Origin of the sequence: Algoriphagus limi (assembly GCF_024919275.1) — a bacterium.
Taxonomy (GTDB): Bacteria; Bacteroidota; Bacteroidia; order Cytophagales; family Cyclobacteriaceae; genus Algoriphagus; species Algoriphagus limi.
Window position 1 is genome coordinate 343,355 of sequence record NZ_JANWGH010000003.1, and the last position, 18,838, is coordinate 362,192.

An 18,838-nucleotide genomic window follows, 5' to 3' on the forward strand; every position below is an offset into this window, starting at 1 on the left:
GCTTATTTTTTGCTTAAGATCCAATTATGAGAATTTTTAAAAATTATATTTTCCTTTTTTGGCTGGTTCAGGGACTTCTAATAGCCCTTAAAATAGCGTTCACTCTTCGACCCGAAATCAATTTATTTACTGAGGAAGCACAATATTGGCTTTGGTCCCAAAATCTAGCCTGGCATTATTATTCCAAACCTCCATTAATCGCGGTTTTTAATTTTCTGAGTACTTCCGTTTTTGGAATAAACGAACTGGCAATACGAATCAACGCGGTATTGCTTGGACTTGGGACAGCTTGGTTGGTTTTTTACCTCACCGATTTTCTTTTTCAATCCAAAAGGATGGCATTTTGGGCAAGTTTGATTCTCAGTTCCATGCCCTTTTTTATCCTTTTTTCCACATTTCACATGACGGACTCTGAAGTCATGTTTTTCTGGATGCTGACCTGGGTTTTATTGGCAAAAGCTTTAAAAGAAGCTAAATGGAAATGGTGGGTTTTTGCGGGTGTTTCAGCTCTATTAGGAATGGCATCCAAGCCAATTATGGTGTTAGTACTCCCATCTTTGGGGTTGTTTCTTTTTTTGGCAGGAAGAATAAAAAGCTATGGTAATAAATTCCTCCTATTCGTAGTTATTTCACTTATCGGTTTAATCCCAAGTGTGGTTTGGAATTCAGGAAATGGCTTTCAAACATTCAGGCATTTGGCCACTTTGGGAGGCATTCATGGGGGTGGATCAGGTAGAAGTTTGGTAGAAATGCTTTTAGGTTTTTTGGAATTTTTAGGTGGTCAATTGTTAATAACTTCCGTTTTTTTGTTCCCCTTATGGATTCTATATACTCGTAAGGTTCGGATATTTGATTCAAAACAGTTATTTCTAATTCTTCCTGCTTTTATTTCATTTTTGACCTTCGCCTTTATCAGTCTTTTTTCTGTCGTTCAGGTGAATTGGCCGGCCTTTGGCTATTCAACTTTGGCAATTGCATCGGCTTACGCTATAGAAAAGCAGGAAGGAATTTGGTACAAAATCGGATATTGGGGGATAGGTATAGGAGTTTTACTGCCTGTTCTTTTGCTTTTTCCTGAAGTAAATGGATTGAAAAGACAAATTGGGTTAGAGAAACTTGAAATCGCTGTTTTTAATCGATTAGCTGGCTATGACCAACTAGCAAGTAGAATTTCCTTTTTGGAAGATAGTTTGGGAATTCAAGATGTGTTTTATTTCTCCGAGAGTTACCATGTTTCCTCTGAGCTTGCATTTTATCTTCCTTCTCATCCGCAAACTTTTCAAATAGCTAAGGGAGGAAGAAGAAATCAATTTGACCTTTGGGAAAGTATCGATTCCCATTTAGAATTTGAAGAAACGGGTGTTTTTGTAAGTTTTCATGAGGATTCTCCAAATCCGGTCACTACTTTTCAGCAACTGATTTATGAGGAAGAATTCCCAATTTATTTTCGAGATGAGTACCTACGTTCTGCTAAAATCCAATTCTGGAAGAATCTCCAAAAATACGAGCCCATACAATCGGATTCTTATTAATCCTTATTAGGACGAAGTAAGTAGAATTTTTTACCACTTGCATTCAAGATGCTGTCGTATTGAGGCTTGCCAAAAGCTTTAATAAGATCTGGGATAGCTTTCGAACTCCAGTTGACAGTTTGCTTCTGAACAATAAAATTTTCCCTATCAAGAGAATCATAAAACTCATCCTCCAAAATCAAGTAGTCATATTCGGATAATTGATTTCGCCAGTTGATTTTATCCAAATTGGTCAATCGAGTTTTAGGATAGATGGATATTCGAATTTTGGAGGCTACATGATTGTTTCCCCGAAAACCGATTTCTGAAGGAGCTAGATCATACATTTCTTGAAGTTCCAATTGGATTTGCTTTCCGGGATGTGGAAAAGAAATCAAGGAAGTGAAGAGCGTATAGCTCAGGAATATCAATATATAGGAATAGGTAATCGCTTTGGGAAGCTTTTGGTTACTCCAAATCAATTTTCCCACATAAACCAAAACAGCTACAATCAATGCCATTCGGATCCAAATGAAATGCCCTTTTAGTGCCAAATAAAAACCAGCTGCTAAGAGAATGATATTTAAAAGGTAGAAGAAAATAGCAGCTGCTTTCAGTCCTAATTTTCGAATTTCAAATTCTCCCTTGACTAAAATCCATCCCAAATAAACCGCCAAAACAGGTGCTACTGGCAACAAATAGCGTTCATAGAATTTGATCGTTAAGGAACCCATCCCCAGAATAGCCAAAGCCCAAAGCAGGGCAAATCCCGAAAATTGAGTATTCTCTTTCCAAGCCTTGAGGATGTTTGTTTTCAATTTGGGGAATGTAAAGAAAACCCATGGGACAAACATGGCAAGCATGAGTCCAAGTGCCTGTAGGCCATGTTTCACTATCAAAATCCCTCGAGAGGCTACCCGTTCGCCTACCTGATCTTCCAAAAAGCTTTCTAGGTAAGTAGGTCCATGAATAATCCACATGGCTACAAACCAAAACAGCGCTACAACCAAGCTCACCAAAATCGAAGGAAGATGAAAAAGGGATTTTAGAGGGATTTTTTTCCAAGGATTAACTATCAGGTAAATGATTCCGATTCCTCCCAAAGCAGCCGCAGGCAGCCCTTTTACTTCAAAAGCTAAAGCCAAACCACCAAATAAAGCCCAAGGCGTCCATCTCGGAACACCGTCCTCATTTTTCAAATAAGAAGCAAAACCCAGTGCACTGAGGGTCATACTGCAAACAAGCAAAATGTCAGGGATAGACCTTCCGGAAGAGAGGATCAAAACTGGATTCGCAGCCATGATCAAAGCCGAAATGAAGGCTATTTTTTCTTCCTTGAATAGGATTTTGGCAAGCTTAAAGGTAAGACCAATTGTGGCTGCTCCGGCTAATAGGAAAAAAATACGGGAGGCAAAAGCGTTCACGCCAAAGAGTTTGAATCCAGCCAAAACTGCCCAATAGGTTACAATTGGTTTTTTAAATCGAAGTTCTCCGCTACCAAGATAAGTGGTCAGATAGTCTCCATTTCGGAGCATTTCTACCGCGGCATCCCTGTAGTACATTTCATCGGGATAATTCATGTGGAAATTCAGCGCAAAGGGACCAACTAATACGCAGAATACCCCCATGAGAATCCAAGGGTTGATTTTAAGCTCGGTGGACTTGGAAAAAATCATGCACAAAGATAATCTGATTTGGGAACTGCCTGCCAAATTTTATGTTGTAGGACTTGTGTATAAGGACGGTTTTTTGTCCTTAGAATTTATTTGGAGTAATTTTGACCAAATTTTATCCTATGAGCCAGCCACTTTTATCGGTAGTCATTACCGTTTACAATGAAGAAAAAAACATCCTGCCCCTTCTTGACCAAACCTATGAAGCTTTGGCTGATTTGGATTATGAGGTGATTTTAGTAGAGGATGGATCGACAGATGGGACGGTTGCAGAGGTGAAGAAGTACGCCAATGAGCGAACCAAGCTGATTATTTTCAATCGGAATTATGGGCAAACCACGGCCTTGGCAGCGGGAATTGATTTGGCGAAGGGGAAATACATCGTGACCATGGATGGAGATCTGCAAAATGATCCTTCAGATATACCCGGAATGCTTCAGAAAGCCATCGATGAAGATTGGGATGTGGTAGCAGGTGTGCGCGCCAAGCGAAAGGATGGCTTTGTTCTTCGGAAAATCCCTTCCAAAATTGCCAATTGGATTATTCGAAATTCCACGAAAGTATACCTAAGTGATTACGGTTGTACGCTTCGGGTGTATCGAGCTGAAATCGCTCAAAATATGGGTTTATATGGAGAATTGCATCGATTTATTCCTGTATTAGCAAAGGAGCAAGGAGCTCGAATGACCGAGGTGGATGTGAAGCATCATCCAAGGATTCACGGAACTTCGAAGTATGGCTTGAGTCGAACGTTCAAGGTTATGTCAGATTTAATTCTGATGCTATTTTTCCAAAAGTACCTTCAACGCCCGATTCACCTTTTTGGGGGGATAGGTCTTTTGTCATTTTTGGCCGGATCCGTGATCAGTTTTTATCTCTTGGTGTTGAAACTATTGGGAGAAGATATCTGGGGAAGACCCATTATGATTCTGGGTTTTATTCTGATTTTGGGTGGAATTCAGCTTATTACTACTGGTATTATTGCCGAGATGATTGTAAGAACCTATTTCGAATCCCAGCATAAAAAGACCTACACCGTGAGGTCCGTTTTTGAAGGAAATAAATAGGGATTATTTTTAATTCATCATTCATCATTCAATTTCTTTGTCTGGATAATTCAAATTACTGTTTACAATTCAGTAACCAATAACTTCAAAATCCTCATAAACCATTGACCCGATACAAGAATCAGTTAAAAACTTTTTTCAAGCTTGTGTTAACAGGCCTGGCCTTGTATCTGGTTTTTCGAAAAATTGATACCACGCAGCTTTTAGATTTGGTAAAAACCATCCATTGGTTTTGGCTCATTCCTGCTGTTCTACTTTTTATCTTAAGCAAAGTGGCTACGGCAGTTCGTCTCAATCAATATTTCAAAAATATCGGCCTAATCCTTTCCGAAAAACTCAACTTCCGTCTATATCTGGTAGGCATGTTTTACAATCTTTTCCTTCCCGGAGGAATAGGAGGGGATGGTTATAAGGTCTATTTGCTCAATAAAGAATTCAAGACTCCGGTTAAAAAATTGCTTCAGGCCGCGCTCTTGGATCGCTTGGGGGGATTGGTAGCGATAGTTTTTTTATTGTTTGGTTTGTTTTTGCTGGTGGATCTTGATTTGGAATTTTTTGAAAGCAGCCTTTGGAATGGCTTGATGATCGCAGGATTGATTTTGACGATTCCAGGATTTTGGTTGGTACAAAAGCTAGTATTTAAGGATTTTCTTCCCTCTTTTTGGTCAGCAAATCTATGGTCTTTTGCTGGACAAATCGCGCAGTTGATTTGTGCTTGGTTTATTTTAATGGCTTTGGGGATCGATGAAAAGATTCTTGCTTATCAATTGGTCTTTTTGCTTTCATCCATTGTGGCAGTGCTTCCGCTGACAATCGGAGGAGTAGGAGCCCGTGAATTGGTCTTTGTCTATGCCCATCAGTATGCTGGGATAGAGGAAACGGCTGCAGTGGCGTTCAGTTTGATCTTTTTTCTGATTACAGCTGGGGTTTCTTTGGTGGGGGCTTTTGTGAAGGTTAGATTCAATACTTCTATTGGTTGATTTTCGAACTCGCTCGGATTCCTTACTTTTGTCAAAATCCTAAAAAATCCCCATGACCCGATCCGAATTGTTCGCCCAAATCCAGCAAAAATCCTCTTTCCTCTGCGTAGGACTTGACCCGGATTTGGAAAAGATTCCTCGTCATTTACTTGCTGAGCCGGATCCGATTTTTAGTTTTTGCAAAGCAATTATCGAGGAGACAGCTGATTTTGCAGTGGCTTATAAACCGAACATAGCTTTCTTTGAAGCTATGGGATCAAAGGGTTGGGATACGCTAGCTAAGGTAGAAGAGCTTATTCCAGCTGATATATTTACAATCGCCGATGCTAAGCGGGGAGATATTGGAAATACCTCAAAACTTTATGCAAAAGCGTTTTTCGAATCGATGGATTTTGATTCCATAACCGTGGCGCCTTACATGGGGGAAGATTCGGTAACTCCCTTTCTGGAATTTGAAAATAAATGGGTAATTCTTTTGGCTCTCACTTCCAATAAGGGCTCTTTGGATTTTCAACTAATCCAAGATCAAAATGGCAAAGCGCTCTATCAGTCTGTTTTGGAAAAAAGTCAGGCTTGGGGAACACCCGATAATCTAATGTATGTGGTAGGCGCTACCCGTGGTGAGCTGATTGGAGAGGTGCGAAAGGCGGCTCCTGAGCATTTTTTCTTGGTTCCCGGGGTGGGAGCCCAAGGTGGAAGCCTATCTGAAGTTGCCAAATACGGAATGAATTCTTCCTGTGGACTTTTGGTGAATTCCAGCCGGGGAATTATCTATGCTTCTAATGAAAAGGACTTTGGGAAAGCTGCCCGCAAAGAAGCCGAAAAGCTCCAACTGGAAATGAAGGAATTGTTGGATAAGTACCTTTAATTTTCAAATCCAGTAAGATTAGTTGAAAATCAGAAATTAATCTCTTAAATTCCATAAGCTTTTAGTAATTGCTTATGAATTTTAGGGAAGACTTTTTACAGCTTGTCTGGAAGTACCAATATTTTGATCGAAAGGGTTTACAAACTTCCAATGGACAATCACTCCAAATCCTAAATGCTGGGATTCACAATCATAGGGAAGGTCCGGATTTTAGAGAGGCTTCGATTATTCTGGATGGAGTCAATTTCCATGGCCATGTGGAGGTTCATCGGTTTGCTTCTGAATGGAAACAGCATGCACATGAAGGAGATCCTGCTTATAATTCCGTGATTCTTCATGTGGTTTGGAAAGAGGATAAGGAGGTATTTAGAAAAGACGGAACTCCCATCCCAACTTTGGAGCTAGAGGGGAAAATTTTTCTTGATATCTGGCGAAATTATGAGCGTTTGTTAGATTACAATCAGGATTTACCCTGTGCTCATGCATTGGCTAAGGTTCCGGAAATCATTCGGTTTTCAGCTTTGGAAAAAGCACTTGTCGAGCGCCTTCAGGAAAAGTCAGGTCAGCTTCTTCAAATTCTCGAAGAAACAAAAGGAGATTGGGAAGAAACCGCTTATCGATGGTTATTTCATTGTTTTGGATTTAAAACCAACAGCCAGCCTATGCAGGATTTGTCAAGTTTGATTCCATACAAAATTCTCCAAAAGCACCGAAGCCAAATTTCCGCATTGGAGGCTATGCTTTTTGGTCAGTCCGGCTTATTACCTCCCGAGACTGATGAGCCCTATATTCGACACTTGATTCGAGAGCATGATTTTTATCAGAAAAAATTCGCATGGGATCAGGGTTTGAAGCGTCAACATTGGAATTTCAAGGGAGTTCGTCCCAGTAATTTTCCTACGCTTCGCATCGCCCAACTGGCAGCAATTTTAGCTCAGGCTCCAAACCTTTTTCAGGCAGTGATGCAGGATTCAAGAGACTTTTCTTCCTTTAAAAAATTACTACAAGTAAAGCCTTCAGATTATTGGCAATTCCATTATTCCTTTGGTAAGCCTTCAGAAAAATCGGCTTCCAGAGGAATTTCGGGCACAGTTTTACAATTATTGACCATCAATTTTGTGATGCCGCTGTGGTTTGCTTACGGGCGATATTTTGAAAATCCCGAGTGGAAAGAACGTTGTTTTGATCTCTTACAAGGAATCCCCTCAGAGAGTAATTTCATCATTCGAAAATTCGGTGAGGCCGGTTGGAAGGCCGAAAATGCCTTCGATTCTCAGGGAATGATTGGCTTGTATCGGAGCTATTGTACTCCTAAAAAATGCCTTCAATGTAAGGTCGCCCAAAGCCTGCTTAAGTCCGAAGGCAAATGATTTTTGGGGATGCTCTTGATTTGCTGTACTTTTGCAATCCGAATTTGAAATAACCTATGGACAATCCAGTCATAATTTTCGGAGCGAAAGGAATTGCTCATCCAGCTTTGGAAATATTCAATAGTAATGGGATCGTGGTGTACGGATTCCTTGATGAAGATGAGAGTCTTCACGGAACTGAAATCAACACGGTGCCAATACTGGGGCATCCGGAGGATGATGGATTCCTAAAGCTGATCGGAAAAAAAGCGGAAGCTTTTGTTGCTGTTGATGACAATAAGTACCGCAAGTTTCTGGTGGAATTGCTTAATGAGCGAAGAAAAGTCCAGCCTATTAATGCCATTCATAGCACCGCTTTTATTTCCAGTGATGCGGTTTTGGGTCATGGAAATTTCATTAATGCAAAAGTGGTTTTAGGAAGTGGAGCTACTATCGGTCAGCACTGTATTCTTCATACAGGTGCCATTGTGGATCACAAAGCCAAGATTGGAGATTTTGTGCAGATCGGTGCCGGATCAATAATTAATTCCGAAGTGACCATCGAAGAGGGAGCATTTATCGGTTCTGGGGTAACCATCGTTTCGGGAGTGACCATTGGGAAAAATGCCCGTGTAGGAGCCGGATCGGTCGTTATTTCATCCGTTGGAGCGAATGAAACGGTTTTTGGGAATCCAGCGGCAAAAGTTTAAAAATGAAACAACTAGGCATACAAGTTTCGTATTCCTTTAAATCGTAAATCAAAAAATCCTTTAACACCCTGCTGAAACAGGGCTAGCGTTATGGAACAAAAGAAAGATTACCAAATCCTCCTGTACTATTGCTATGCAAAAATCGAAAACCCTGAAGAGTACAGAGAGCAGCACCACTTGTTTTGCGTGGAAAACAACATCCGGGGTAGAATCATCATTTCTGATGAAGGTCTGAATGGTACCGTTTCAGGTCTCAAAGAAGATTGTGAAAAGTACATGGCATATATTCATGCCGATCCACGTTTCGCTAAAACAGAATTTAAAATTGATGAGCATGACGGACATGCCTTCACCAAAATCCATGTGCGATACAAGCCGGAGATTGTCCATTCTTCATTGAGACATTTAGATCCAAATGTGCGTACAGGTAAGCATCTGGAGCCTGAAGAATTCAAAAAAATGAAGGATCAGGAAGATGTGGTGATTTTGGATGTTCGCTCCAACTATGAGCACGAGTTGGGCCGCTTTAAAAATGCCATCACCTTAGATATTGATAATTTCCGTGACTTCCCTGAAAAAGTGAAGGAATTGGAGCACCTCAAAGGCAAAAAGGTTTTGACCTATTGTACCGGGGGAATCAAGTGTGAAAAAGCTTCCGCCTATTTGTTGGAGCAAGGATTCCAAGATGTATATCAGCTTCACGGAGGTATCATCAAATATGGAATGGAAGCTGGAGGAGAGGATTTCGAAGGCAAATGCTACGTATTCGATAATCGAATTGCCGTTGATGTGAACAAGGTTAATCCAACCATTATTTCCAAGTGCCACGTTTGCGGAACTCCCTCTGATCGCATGGTCAACTGTGCCAATCCATCTTGCAATATACACGTACCGATTTGTGAAAACTGCGGTTGGGAAATGGAAGGAGCCTGCTCTACAGAATGTAAGGAGCATCCGGAGAAAAGACCTTATGATGGGACAGGGTATTATCAAAAAAACACGAATGGATATAATCCTTACAAGGGGCTTTTTCGGAAACCGAATAAAGATCAAATACTAAAATTGCATGGAGAAGCACAGGATTCCTGCATCTGAACTGATCATCAATTCTGATGGAAGTATTTACCATTTGCATTTGAAGCCAGAGGACTTGGCTTCACTTGTTTTTACGGTTGGGGATCCTGATCGGGTAGAGCAAGTTTCCCGCTATTTTGACAAGATTGATGTCAAAATCCACAAGCGGGAATTTATCACACATACAGGCTGGCTCAATGGTAGGAGGTTGACCGTGATGAGTACCGGTATGGGTACAGATAATATCGAAATACTCATGACCGAGTTGGATGCTTTGGTGAATGTGGACTTGCAAACTCGTGAGGAAAAAGATGAAAAAACGTCCCTCCAAATCATCCGATTGGGTACCTCTGGAAGTATGCAGGCAGATATTCCTGTAGGGATTTTGCTTGCTTCAGAGATTGGAGTTGGCCTGGATACCTTGATGCAGTATTATCCAGAACTCCCAGAAAGTCAGTATATCGGAGCTGCGATCCAAAAGGAGTTGGGTTTAGGTTTTCAACCGTATCAAGCTTCCGCTTCCTCCAAGTTGTTGGATAAAGTAGATCAGCGATTTATGAAAGGAATTACCCTAACCTGTCCCGGGTTCTATGCCCCGCAGGGAAGAGAGGTGAGACTTCGTCCTAGGTTTAATCAAATGGTGGAGCGAATCGCTGCCATCAATCTTGAAGGGAGGAAGCGAATCACCAATTTTGAGATGGAAACAGCCGGATATTATGGCCTCGGGAAACTTCTTGGCCATGAGATGCTGAGCTTGAATGCCATCATTGCCAATAGGCCCAAGAAAGAATTTGACGACAATGCTGCTAAAACTGTGGATCAACTTATTCAAACAGCTTTGGAGCTTTTTGTTTCCTGATTAGTTAAAATTTCAATTATAATCCTTTGAAATGCGCTTGAGAAATTAGGCGCATTTTTCTTTGTTTTTCATTTAGGCAAAAGGCTGGTTGATTGGCCAGCCTTTTTTACTTTTAGTCATGAGTGAACTGACCGAGCAAATCATTGAGGCGCTAAAGGATAAATCCATCCCCGAAAAGGCGGCCTTCTTCCCTAAGTTTTTTAAAGCGTTTCCCGGAGGATATGGGGAAGGAGATCAGTTTTTGGGTGTAAAAGTTCCCGATCAGCGGAAGATTGCCAAGCAGTTTTTTAAGGAAATCAGTTTGGAAGAATTAGCTGAATTGGTTCAAAATCCCTTCCATGAAGTTCGGCTGACGGGTCTTTTGGCTTTGGTGTATCGCTATGAAAAGACTAAAACAGAAGCTGGGAAAAAGGAGCTGGTTGACTTTTATTTGGAGCATCTGGACTTCATCAATAATTGGGATTTAACAGATACTTCCTGTCATCAGATTTTGGGTGAATTTTATTTCAAAAAAGAGAAAAATTTGTTTTATGAATTAGCCGATTCGGGACATTTATGGAGACAGCGGATTGCAATGATCAGTAGTTACCATTGGATAAAAAAGGGTGAATTTTCGGATGCTTTGGCTTTGGCTGAAAAACTCAAAGGTCATCCCCATGATCTGATGCATAAAGCAGTAGGATGGATGCTACGGGAGATTGGGAATCAGGATTTTGAAACAGAACAGGAGTTTCTGAAAAAGCATTATCAAACCCTGCCACGAACAGCTTTACGCTATGCGATTGAGAAGTTCCCGGAAAATTTGAGGCAGGATTTTTTGAAAGGGAATTTATGAAATACAATGGAAATACAGTTGAAATACACCTCCCGCTGGTCGGTGAAATATAGTTGATTCAAGCCGAGCCTTTTGTTGAAGTGATTGCCTATTTCGACTCCTGAAGGGAGTCATATTTCATGAAATGTATTTCGCCCGATTTTTCGGGCATATTTCTAACGTCTTTCAAGGCTTTAGCCTTCTATTCCTTCTAATTCACTCAACTCCAACCAAGCCATTTCAAGCTCTTCCAATTCTCCATCGATTTCTGCGATTCGGTTGGACAATTCCAGTAATTCCTGATGATCATCTATCCCCGATGAAATCTTTTCGGTTAGTTGAGCTTTTTCTTCTTCCAGATTCCCGATAGTTTCTGTGATTTTTTTGAACTCCTGCTTTTGCTTGTAACTCGCTTTATTCTTTGCTACAGCACCAGGATTTTCTACGCTTTCTTTGTTCGCCGTTTTTTCCTCTACTTTCTTGATACTAGGGACTTGATTCTTAGTACTGTTTTCTTTTTCCCATTCACGAAGATCCGTATAGTTTCCAGGGAAATCTCGGATTTCTCCTTCTCCTTCAAATACAAACAAATGATCAACCAATCGATCCATAAAGTATCTATCGTGGGATACGATGACCAAGCAGCCAGGGAAATCATCCAAAAACTCCTCCAATACATTCAAAGTCATCAAATCCAAATCATTGGTTGGCTCGTCCAAAATCAGAAAGTTGGGATTCTTGATCAAGACCATGAGGAGTTGGAGTCTGCGTCGCTCCCCACCACTCAATTTCCCGATAGGGGTAAATTGCTGCTTGGGTGGAAATCCAAATCGGTTCAAAAATTGACTTACGGTGATCGTTTGTCCTTTGTCCAGCACAACCACTTCTGCCACCTCCTTGACTACGTCAATAAGTCGCTTTTCCTCATCAAATCGATCTTCCTCCTGCCTATAATAGCCAAAAGCCGTGGTCTGACCCACTGTGATTTTTCCTGAATCTGGATTGATCAAACCAGTAATCATTTGAAGAAAGGTGGTTTTTCCAGCCCCATTTGGCCCAACAATCCCGATTCTGTCTTTCTTTTTAAACACATAGGAAAAATCCTTGATTAAAGTCTTCTCTCCATAGGACTTATGAAGATGTTCCAATTCAAGAATTTTGTTCCCTAGTCGCTGAGTGGATAAGGAAAGTTCGATGTCCCGTTCTTCCCGCTGCGTGAAGGCTTTTTCCTTGGTTTCTTCAAAAGCATCGATCCGATACTTGGCTTTGGTTCCTCGGGCCTTGGGTTGGCGTCGAATCCATTCCAATTCCTTTTTGTAAAGGCTTTTGGCTTTTTCAATTTCTAAATCCTCGATTTCACGTCGCTCCGCCTTTTTTTCGAGGAAATAGCTGTAATTACCTTGGTATCGATAGATTTTACCATTGTCGAGTTCCAAAATTTCATTGGTGACCTTATCCAAAAAATACCGATCATGTGTGACCATGAATAAGGAGAGATTGGCCTTTGAGAGGTAATCTTCCAGCCATTCGATCGTTTCCAGATCAAGGTGGTTGGTAGGTTCGTCAAGTAAAAGCAAATCCGGTTTTTCCAAAATCGCCTTGGCTAACGCCACTCTTTTTCGTTGGCCTCCGGAAAGGTTCCCAACCGGCAAATCGGTATCGTGGAGACCTAGTTTCCCTAGTACTTCTTTGACCTGATATTCAAAATCCCAAGCCTGAAGAGCGTCCATTTTTTCGTAGAGCTTACTAAGTTTTTCCGGGGAGGCATTCCCTCTTTCGGATTCTAAAAGTGCCCGATGATAAGCTTCGATCACCTGAAGGATTTCCGAATTGCTTTGGTCGAAAATTGCTTGGTAAATGGTGAGTTGAGCTTCGAAAACAGGATTTTGATGCACATATGCAATTTTTACTGACTGGTTGATAGCGACTTCTCCTGAATCCGGGATTTCCAAACCCATGATGATTTTCATCAAGGTGGACTTGCCGGCACCATTGATACCAACCAAGGCGATTTTTTGGCCTTGAGAGATGCCAAAGGAAATATTTGAAAAAAGCTTACGCTCCCCGAAAGCCTTGCTGAGATTCTCAACAGATAGGTAATTCATGGGGCAAAAGTAAGGGAAAATAGGATAGAAATACGGTTGAAATATCTCCTAATCAATGAGGGTAAAATATAGTTGAGGTTCAAAAGAAATTCGCCGGGGAATTGTTAAGTGAAATGAATAAAAAACCTGAATTTTGAAACTTGATTCATTAATAATTCATTGAGCGAAGCGAGACGTATTTCTACGATATTTCTATCGTATTTCTTTTTAACCTTTTACATTTTTTTGGCAAAGCCTATCTTTCTTCCATGAAAACCATTCATGACATTCTCAAACTCGGCGATCCCAAATTGTATCAGGTATGCGAGCCGGTATTTCAGTCTGAATTGTCGCAAGTCCCCAAATGGACTCAGCAGCTTCATGAGGCCATGGAGGATATTCGTCGAGTGTATGGCTTTGGAAGGGGAATTGCCGCCCCTCAATTGGGGATTATGAAGCGGATGTTCTACCTCAATCTGGACCGACCTTACATCATTATCAATCCCGAACTGAAAAATTTGAGTGAGGAGAAGTTTGAATTGTGGGACGATTGTATGTCTTTTCCCAACCTATTCGTAAAAGTGGAGCGACACCAAAGCTTGACCCTGGAATATGTAGATGAAAACTGGGAAAAGCAGAGTTGGAATGTGGAGGGAGCCAATTCTGAATTAATCCAACACGAATATGATCATCTTGATGGAGTGCTCTGCACGATGCGGGCGATCGATAAGAAGAGTTTTCGTTGGAGAGTTTAGGTTAGAAATACAGTTGAAATACACCTCGCTTCGCTCGGTGAAATAGTATGATCAGCCGCTTAACCAGATATTTCGCTCCGATTTATCGGAGCCTATTTCCACCGTATTTCAATGTTTTTCATTCATTAATTCATGGCTCCATTTTTGATCTTCTCTCATAAATTTTAATCATGTCCAAATCCTGGGAAAATTTCATCAAACAGTTTCGCCATTACCTGAAAATTGAGCGTTCGCTAAGTGAAAATTCCATTCAGGCTTATTGTTCGGATGTCGAAAAACTCTCCCATTTTTTAGAGAATGAATATCCCTCATTGGGACCTACTGAGGTAGAGACTAAGCAACTTCGGGAATTTGTAGGGATGCTGGGAAAATTGGAAATATCTGAATTTACACAAGCACGCATAATCTCCGGAATCAAAGCCTTTTATAAGTTTTTGGTTTATGAAGAGCTAATATCCAATGACCCGGCCCAGCTTTTGGAAGCACCTCGTCTTGGGCGAAAACTCCCCGATACTTTGAGTTTTCATGAAATCAATCAAATCTTGGAAGGTATTCCTTTAGGTGATGCACAGGGACATCGCAATCGGGCCATGCTTGAACTGCTTTACAGCAGTGGTTTGCGGGTTTCGGAACTGATCAATTTGAAGAAGAGCCAGATTTTTGAAGATGTTGGATTCCTTCGCATTGTAGGGAAAGGAAATAAGGAACGATTGGTTCCTGTCGGAAAAGATGCCCTGAAGTATTTGAATATCTACCTAAAGGAAGTTCGGAATCATCAAGACATCGCCCGGGGTCATGAGGAGTATGTTTTCTTAAATCGCCGTGGGAAAAAATTGAGCCGGGTGATGGTTTTTATGATCATCAAAGATTCGGTAGCAAGGGTTGGAATTGAAAAAAATGTAAGCCCTCACACTTTTCGGCATTCCTTTGCCACCCATCTAATTGAAGGAGGTGCTGATCTTCGTGCAGTACAGGAAATGCTGGGACACGAAAGCATCACTACTACCGAGATTTACACCCATTTGGATCGGGATTACCTTCGTCAGGTATTGACGGATTTTCATCCTAGGAACCGGAAAGAAATTTAGCAATTGCGATTGTCAGTCCGAGTGGAGTCGAGAACCCTTCGACTCCACTCGGACTGTCATAAATTTAAAGGTGGTTTTTGAAGTTTCACTTCCTCAAAACCTCTCTCGAAATCACCAGTTTTTGGATCTCAGAAGTGCCCTCACCGATAGTGCAGAGTTTGGCGTCTCGGTAATATTTTTCAACGGGATAGTCCTTGGTAAAGCCGTACCCTCCAAAAATCTGTACGGCTTCATTCGAAACAGAAACAGCTACTTCGGAAGCATAATATTTTGCCTGAGCTCCTTCCAGGGTTACTTTTTCTCCTCGGTTTTTGAGGTCAGCTGCTTTAAAAGTCAATAAGCTTGCTGCTTCAACTTGAGTAGCCATATCGGCGAGTTTGAATGAAATCCCCTGAAACTTGCTGATGGGCTGATTGAATTGCTGTCGCTCCTTAGAGTATTGAATAGAGGCTTCCAATGCCCCCTCGGCAATTCCCAAAGAAAGTGCTGCAATGGAAATTCTACCTCCATCCAAAACTTTCATGGATTGGATAAATCCTTCGCCTACTTCTCCCAAAACCTGGCTTTCATGGACTTTGCAGTCCTCAAAAATCATCTCAGCTGTCTCTGATGCGCGCATTCCCAATTTGTCTTCTTTTCTACCTCCTCGGAAACCGGGAGTTCCCTTTTCTATCACAAAAGCAGTCATACCATGTGAATCCCCGATTTCTCCTGTACGGGCAATGACGACAGCCACATCTCCCGAGTAACCATGGGTAATGAAGTTCTTGGCTCCGTTGATGATGTAATAATCGCCTTCTTTTTTTGCTACAGTACGCATATTGCCAGCATCCGAACCGGTATTGGGCTCTGTCAATCCCCAAGCCCCGAGCCATTCGCAGGTAGCGAGTTTAGGAAGGTATTTTTGTTTTTGTTCTGTAGAGCCAAACATCATAATATGGTTGGTGCAAAGGGAATTGTGAGCTGCCATGGACAATCCGATTGCAGGATCCAATTTGGCTAATTCGGCGATGGCGGTAACATACTCAAAGTATCCAAATCCAGCTCCTCCGTATTCATGGGGAACCAATACTCCCATTAGTCCCAGTTGCCCCAGTTTTTTAAAAAGTTCTATTGGGAAATGCTGTCTATCATCCCAATCTTTTCGAAAAGGGGTGATTTCCTTCGCTCCAAAATCGCGGATCATATCAGCGATCATGCGCTGATTTTCATTCATGGTAAAATTCAACATGGATTATTTGGGTTTATTTTCTCTATATCAAACCCCAAGATTAAAATTTGGTTTGGGATCAGCAAACGCTTCATTTCCATAGAAGATTGGGGGAATCACGCAAAAAAGTTAATCATTTTTTACACGCTTTCCATTTCCCAAATTTTTCAATTTTGGTCTGAGTAGATGAGTTAATAATATTCGTTTTAAAAGGTTTTCAATATTTAGTTACAAACAGAATGAAATTCAGAATTTTGCCCTGTTTGCTAAACCTGATCAAATAGGTACTTTGTCGTATTTCAGGGATGGATATTCAGGCTTAGATTTGAGAAGCCTGAAATAGCCATTAACAAACCATGTACTTTTCCAGTGTTCAAGATGTAATTTTATTTTCCCTGACTTTCTTAGTGTTGGTGGGTTTTGGCTTTTTGCATTTCTTCCTTTTTCGGGAATATGCGCAACAGAAGAAAAGGCAGGAGAGGCGATTAAAAGAATTGGAGCAGTTGGTTCAGGTAGAAATCATCCGTTCCGATAAAATAAATACTACCAGTCATCTCTTGGACCATGTCAAGTCCAGAGCAAATGAACAATTGGAGTTAATCCGCCTTCAAATAAAATCTATGGGAAAAAATTCTAGTTTTTGATCAGCTGATCGGGAAGGGCAAAAGCCACATAGTTATCCCCACTTTTGGTTCCTTTTCCGCCACCACAAGCAATTACCAAAAACTGTTTCCCATTTCGCTCATAGACAGCCGGGGTGGCATGTCCTGCAGCAGGAAGTTTTGCTTCCCAAAGAATTTCTCCAGTTTCCTTATCGAAAGCTCTGATTTTTTCATCCTTGGTAGCCGCAATAAACAACAAACCACCTGCCGTGACAGCTGGGCCACCGTAGTTTTCGGTACCTGTTTTAGGGAAGCCCATCTGTGTCAATGAATCGATTTCTCCTAAAGGAACCTGCCATTTTTTGAGACCTGTTCGCAAATCGAGGGCAGTCAAGACTCCCCAAGGTGGATTGGAACCATAAAGTCCTTCCTTAGTCAGGAGTTTCTGATAGCCGGTCATGTAATATCGAGGGGCTAAAGGAGCGTTCTGGGATTCAGGCTCTTTTTTATCTCCTTTTTCGGTCTTTCCGAGTAAAAATTCCACCAAAACTTCCCGTTGTTCATCACTCAAATAATCAAAAGCAGGCATGGCTCCACGTCCTTTTTTCAAAAGAAAATGCAAAGAGTCAGGGCTGTATTTTTCTTCGAGTCCAATCAATGCAGGGATGGCTGGCGGGTTTCCCTTTTGCTCCAAACCATGGCAGTTTCCACAGTAATTCGTGTAAACTGTTTGCCCTAAATTTTCAAATTCTGCATTGGCAGTCATCTCAATTAGCCAAGGAATTTGATTGGCATTTACAAAGAGGGTTTGGCTTTCGGGATCAAAGGCTGAACCTCCCCATTCGGCACCACCGTCCATTCCTGGAAACAAAACGATGGGATAATCAGGATGTGGAGGGAGCCACATATCGCCATATTGGGCATTTTGTAATTGAGTTCGAATATCAGCTTCCCATTCGGGTTTGAGATTCAAAATATCCTTTTCTTCAAAAACCATCCTCATGAACGGTTCAGGTAGGGAAGGGATAGGTTGGGTAGGGCTTGTATTTTCACCTGGCATGATGCTTTGTGGTACTTGTTGCTCCACGATTGGCCAAAGCGGCTCCCCTGTCTCTCGGTTGAAAACATAGGTGTAGCCTTGCTTGGAGGTTTGAGCCACCGCATCAATCCATTCTCCATCTTTTTCTACACGGATAAGGCTTGGCGGAGATGGAAAATCCCGATCCCAAATATCATGGTGAACACCCTGAAAGTGCCATATTTTTTTGCCTGTTTTTGCATCTAGCGCAAGAAGAGAATTTGCATAAAGATTGTCCCCCTGTCTGTAGCCTCCCCAAAAGTCATAAGTAGCCGAGCCAGTCGGGACAAATACAATCCCTCTTTCATAGTCAACGGCCATTCCAGCCCAGTTATTTGCTCCTCCAATTTGCTGAATGTACAGTGGGTCCCAAGTGTCATACCCTTCCTCACCCTCATGAGGGATGGTATGGAAAATCCATTCAAGCTTTCCAGTTGGAATATGGTAAGCACGAATATGTCCGGGGGCTGCATCCAATCCTTCAGAAAGGCGCATTCCCATGATAATCAAATCTTCGAATACCATTCCTGGTGCATTAGCTACGATTAAAAAATCTTCCCGATCGGTATCCAAACCTTTGCGGAGATCTATTTTTCCATTGTCACCAAAATCGCGAATAGGTTCACCTGTTAATGCATTTACTGCCATGAGCCAATTTCCAGCTCCAAAAAGGATGCGTTTATCTTCCCCTTTTTCCCAATAGCTTACGCCTCGATTTGTCCCTGCCCAGGAATTTTCACCTCCCAAAATCTCAAATGGATCCAAACGCCAGATTTCTTCTCCTGTCTCTGCATCCAATGCAAAAACATGAAGTCGCGGAGTGGTTCCATATAAAATCCCATTTTTAACTATGGGCTGACATTGAATTTGTGAGCGCTCAGTGGCATCGCCAGTTCGATAAGTCCAAGCTACTTCCAGGTTGGCAACATTGTCCCGATTGATTTGTTGGAGGGAGGAATAGCGAGTTCCATCAGCCGGTCCTCCGTAGTAGGACCAGTCGGTGTAGTCTGTTCTTTGGTTTTTGGATTTACAACTCCAGAAGAAGAGAATGAAGATAAATAGCCATTGGAATTTTCTCATAGTTAGTAATTATACAAAAAAATGACCTCATCTTTT

At 41.5% G+C, this 18,838-nt stretch carries 16 protein-coding genes; 12 read left to right on the top strand and 4 right to left on the bottom strand.

All coding sequences use genetic code 11. The annotated features are described in order from the left end of the window. The first annotated feature begins 26 nt into the window (after window positions 1–26). On the top strand, window positions 27–1,532 hold the full coding sequence (locus tag NY014_RS13640; protein WP_259415135.1) for an ArnT family glycosyltransferase: 1,506 nt from the start codon (window positions 27–29) through the stop codon (window positions 1,530–1,532). Here NY014_RS13640 and NY014_RS13645 read toward each other — a convergent pair. Beyond that, window positions 1,529–3,187: an ArnT family glycosyltransferase gene (locus tag NY014_RS13645; protein WP_259415136.1), complete on the bottom strand. Its 1,659-nt coding sequence runs from the start codon at window positions 3,185–3,187 to the stop codon at window positions 1,529–1,531. The genes NY014_RS13640 and NY014_RS13645 overlap by 4 nt on opposite strands. A gap of 119 nt (window positions 3,188–3,306) precedes the next feature. Between NY014_RS13645 and NY014_RS13650 the strand changes: the two genes are divergently transcribed. The 8 genes from NY014_RS13650 (at window position 3,307) to NY014_RS13685 (ending at window position 10,926) form a co-directional block, all read left to right on the top strand. After that, window positions 3,307–4,251, top strand: a complete 945-nt coding sequence (locus NY014_RS13650) for a glycosyltransferase family 2 protein (protein WP_259415137.1) — start codon at window positions 3,307–3,309, stop codon at window positions 4,249–4,251. A gap of 146 nt (window positions 4,252–4,397) precedes the next feature. Continuing rightward, window positions 4,398–5,231, top strand: coding sequence for a lysylphosphatidylglycerol synthase transmembrane domain-containing protein (locus NY014_RS13655; protein ID WP_259415138.1), 834 nt, complete (start codon window positions 4,398–4,400; stop codon window positions 5,229–5,231). Between the two features lie 52 nt (window positions 5,232–5,283). Then, window positions 5,284–6,099 (top strand): orotidine-5'-phosphate decarboxylase, encoded by an 816-nt coding sequence (pyrF, locus tag NY014_RS13660; RefSeq protein ID WP_259415139.1) that lies wholly within the window; start codon window positions 5,284–5,286, stop codon window positions 6,097–6,099. Between the two features lie 74 nt (window positions 6,100–6,173). Then, window positions 6,174–7,469: a DUF2851 family protein gene (locus NY014_RS13665; protein ID WP_259415140.1), complete on the top strand. Its 1,296-nt coding sequence runs from the start codon at window positions 6,174–6,176 to the stop codon at window positions 7,467–7,469. Between the two features lie 56 nt (window positions 7,470–7,525). Continuing rightward, window positions 7,526–8,158, top strand: a complete 633-nt coding sequence (locus NY014_RS13670) for an acetyltransferase (RefSeq protein ID WP_259415141.1) — start codon at window positions 7,526–7,528, stop codon at window positions 8,156–8,158. 90 nt (window positions 8,159–8,248) lie between these two features. Next, complete coding sequence (gene trhO / locus NY014_RS13675) at window positions 8,249–9,253, top strand: oxygen-dependent tRNA uridine(34) hydroxylase TrhO (RefSeq protein ID WP_259415142.1); 1,005 nt, start codon at window positions 8,249–8,251, stop codon at window positions 9,251–9,253. Beyond that, a complete protein-coding gene (locus tag NY014_RS13680; RefSeq protein ID WP_259415143.1) occupies window positions 9,225–10,091 on the top strand; it encodes a nucleoside phosphorylase in 867 nt (288 codons plus the stop codon). The genes trhO and NY014_RS13680 overlap by 29 nt, the downstream gene beginning before the upstream one ends. A gap of 118 nt (window positions 10,092–10,209) precedes the next feature. Next, window positions 10,210–10,926 (top strand): DNA alkylation repair protein, encoded by a 717-nt coding sequence (locus NY014_RS13685; RefSeq protein WP_259415144.1) that lies wholly within the window; start codon window positions 10,210–10,212, stop codon window positions 10,924–10,926. Between the two features lie 173 nt (window positions 10,927–11,099). Here the strand turns inward: NY014_RS13685 and NY014_RS13690 are convergent, their stop codons facing one another. Next, entirely contained in the window at window positions 11,100–13,010 is a 1,911-nt protein-coding gene (locus tag NY014_RS13690; RefSeq protein WP_259415145.1) for an ABC-F family ATP-binding cassette domain-containing protein, read from the bottom strand. 248 nt (window positions 13,011–13,258) lie between these two features. Here NY014_RS13690 and NY014_RS13695 point away from each other — a divergent pair, with 248 nt between their 5' ends. Next, on the top strand, window positions 13,259–13,744 hold the full coding sequence (locus NY014_RS13695) for a peptide deformylase (protein ID WP_259415146.1): 486 nt from the start codon (window positions 13,259–13,261) through the stop codon (window positions 13,742–13,744). Between the two features lie 170 nt (window positions 13,745–13,914). Then, window positions 13,915–14,832, top strand: coding sequence for a site-specific tyrosine recombinase XerD (xerD, locus tag NY014_RS13700; RefSeq protein ID WP_259415147.1), 918 nt, complete (start codon window positions 13,915–13,917; stop codon window positions 14,830–14,832). An 85-nt stretch (window positions 14,833–14,917) separates the two neighbouring features. On the opposite strand, the gene NY014_RS13705 is transcribed toward xerD, so the two are convergent. Then, window positions 14,918–16,063 (bottom strand): acyl-CoA dehydrogenase family protein, encoded by a 1,146-nt coding sequence (locus tag NY014_RS13705; RefSeq protein ID WP_290427053.1) that lies wholly within the window; start codon window positions 16,061–16,063, stop codon window positions 14,918–14,920. A gap of 335 nt (window positions 16,064–16,398) precedes the next feature. On the opposite strand from NY014_RS13705, the gene NY014_RS13710 reads away from it, so the two are divergent. Next, window positions 16,399–16,686: a hypothetical protein gene (locus tag NY014_RS13710; protein WP_259415148.1), complete on the top strand. Its 288-nt coding sequence runs from the start codon at window positions 16,399–16,401 to the stop codon at window positions 16,684–16,686. On the opposite strand, the gene NY014_RS13715 is transcribed toward NY014_RS13710, so the two are convergent. Continuing rightward, on the bottom strand, window positions 16,676–18,802 hold the full coding sequence (locus NY014_RS13715; protein ID WP_259415149.1) for an outer membrane protein assembly factor BamB family protein: 2,127 nt from the start codon (window positions 18,800–18,802) through the stop codon (window positions 16,676–16,678). The two genes, NY014_RS13710 and NY014_RS13715, sit on opposite strands and share 11 nt — an antisense overlap. Window positions 18,803–18,838 lie beyond the last annotated feature (36 nt).

Excerpts from the sequence above, each read along its gene's own strand:
- NY014_RS13640 (WP_259415135.1), top strand. The coding sequence starts at position 27 with ATGAGAATTTTTAAAAATTATATTTTCCTTTTTTGGCTGGTTCAGGGA.
- NY014_RS13645 (WP_259415136.1), bottom strand. The coding sequence starts at position 3,187 with ATGATTTTTTCCAAGTCCACCGAGCTTAAAATCAACCCTTGGATTCTC.
- NY014_RS13650 (WP_259415137.1), top strand. The coding sequence starts at position 3,307 with ATGAGCCAGCCACTTTTATCGGTAGTCATTACCGTTTACAATGAAGAA.
- pyrF (WP_259415139.1), top strand. The coding sequence starts at position 5,284 with ATGACCCGATCCGAATTGTTCGCCCAAATCCAGCAAAAATCCTCTTTC.
- NY014_RS13665 (WP_259415140.1), top strand. The coding sequence starts at position 6,174 with ATGAATTTTAGGGAAGACTTTTTACAGCTTGTCTGGAAGTACCAATAT.
- NY014_RS13670 (WP_259415141.1), top strand. The coding sequence starts at position 7,526 with ATGGACAATCCAGTCATAATTTTCGGAGCGAAAGGAATTGCTCATCCA.
- trhO (WP_259415142.1), top strand. The coding sequence starts at position 8,249 with ATGGAACAAAAGAAAGATTACCAAATCCTCCTGTACTATTGCTATGCA.
- NY014_RS13680 (WP_259415143.1), top strand. The coding sequence starts at position 9,225 with ATGGAGAAGCACAGGATTCCTGCATCTGAACTGATCATCAATTCTGAT.
- NY014_RS13685 (WP_259415144.1), top strand. The coding sequence starts at position 10,210 with ATGAGTGAACTGACCGAGCAAATCATTGAGGCGCTAAAGGATAAATCC.
- NY014_RS13690 (WP_259415145.1), bottom strand. The coding sequence starts at position 13,010 with ATGAATTACCTATCTGTTGAGAATCTCAGCAAGGCTTTCGGGGAGCGT.
- NY014_RS13695 (WP_259415146.1), top strand. The coding sequence starts at position 13,259 with ATGAAAACCATTCATGACATTCTCAAACTCGGCGATCCCAAATTGTAT.
- xerD (WP_259415147.1), top strand. The coding sequence starts at position 13,915 with ATGTCCAAATCCTGGGAAAATTTCATCAAACAGTTTCGCCATTACCTG.
- NY014_RS13705 (WP_290427053.1), bottom strand. The coding sequence starts at position 16,063 with ATGTTGAATTTTACCATGAATGAAAATCAGCGCATGATCGCTGATATG.
- NY014_RS13710 (WP_259415148.1), top strand. The coding sequence starts at position 16,399 with ATGTACTTTTCCAGTGTTCAAGATGTAATTTTATTTTCCCTGACTTTC.
- NY014_RS13715 (WP_259415149.1), bottom strand. The coding sequence starts at position 18,802 with ATGAGAAAATTCCAATGGCTATTTATCTTCATTCTCTTCTTCTGGAGT.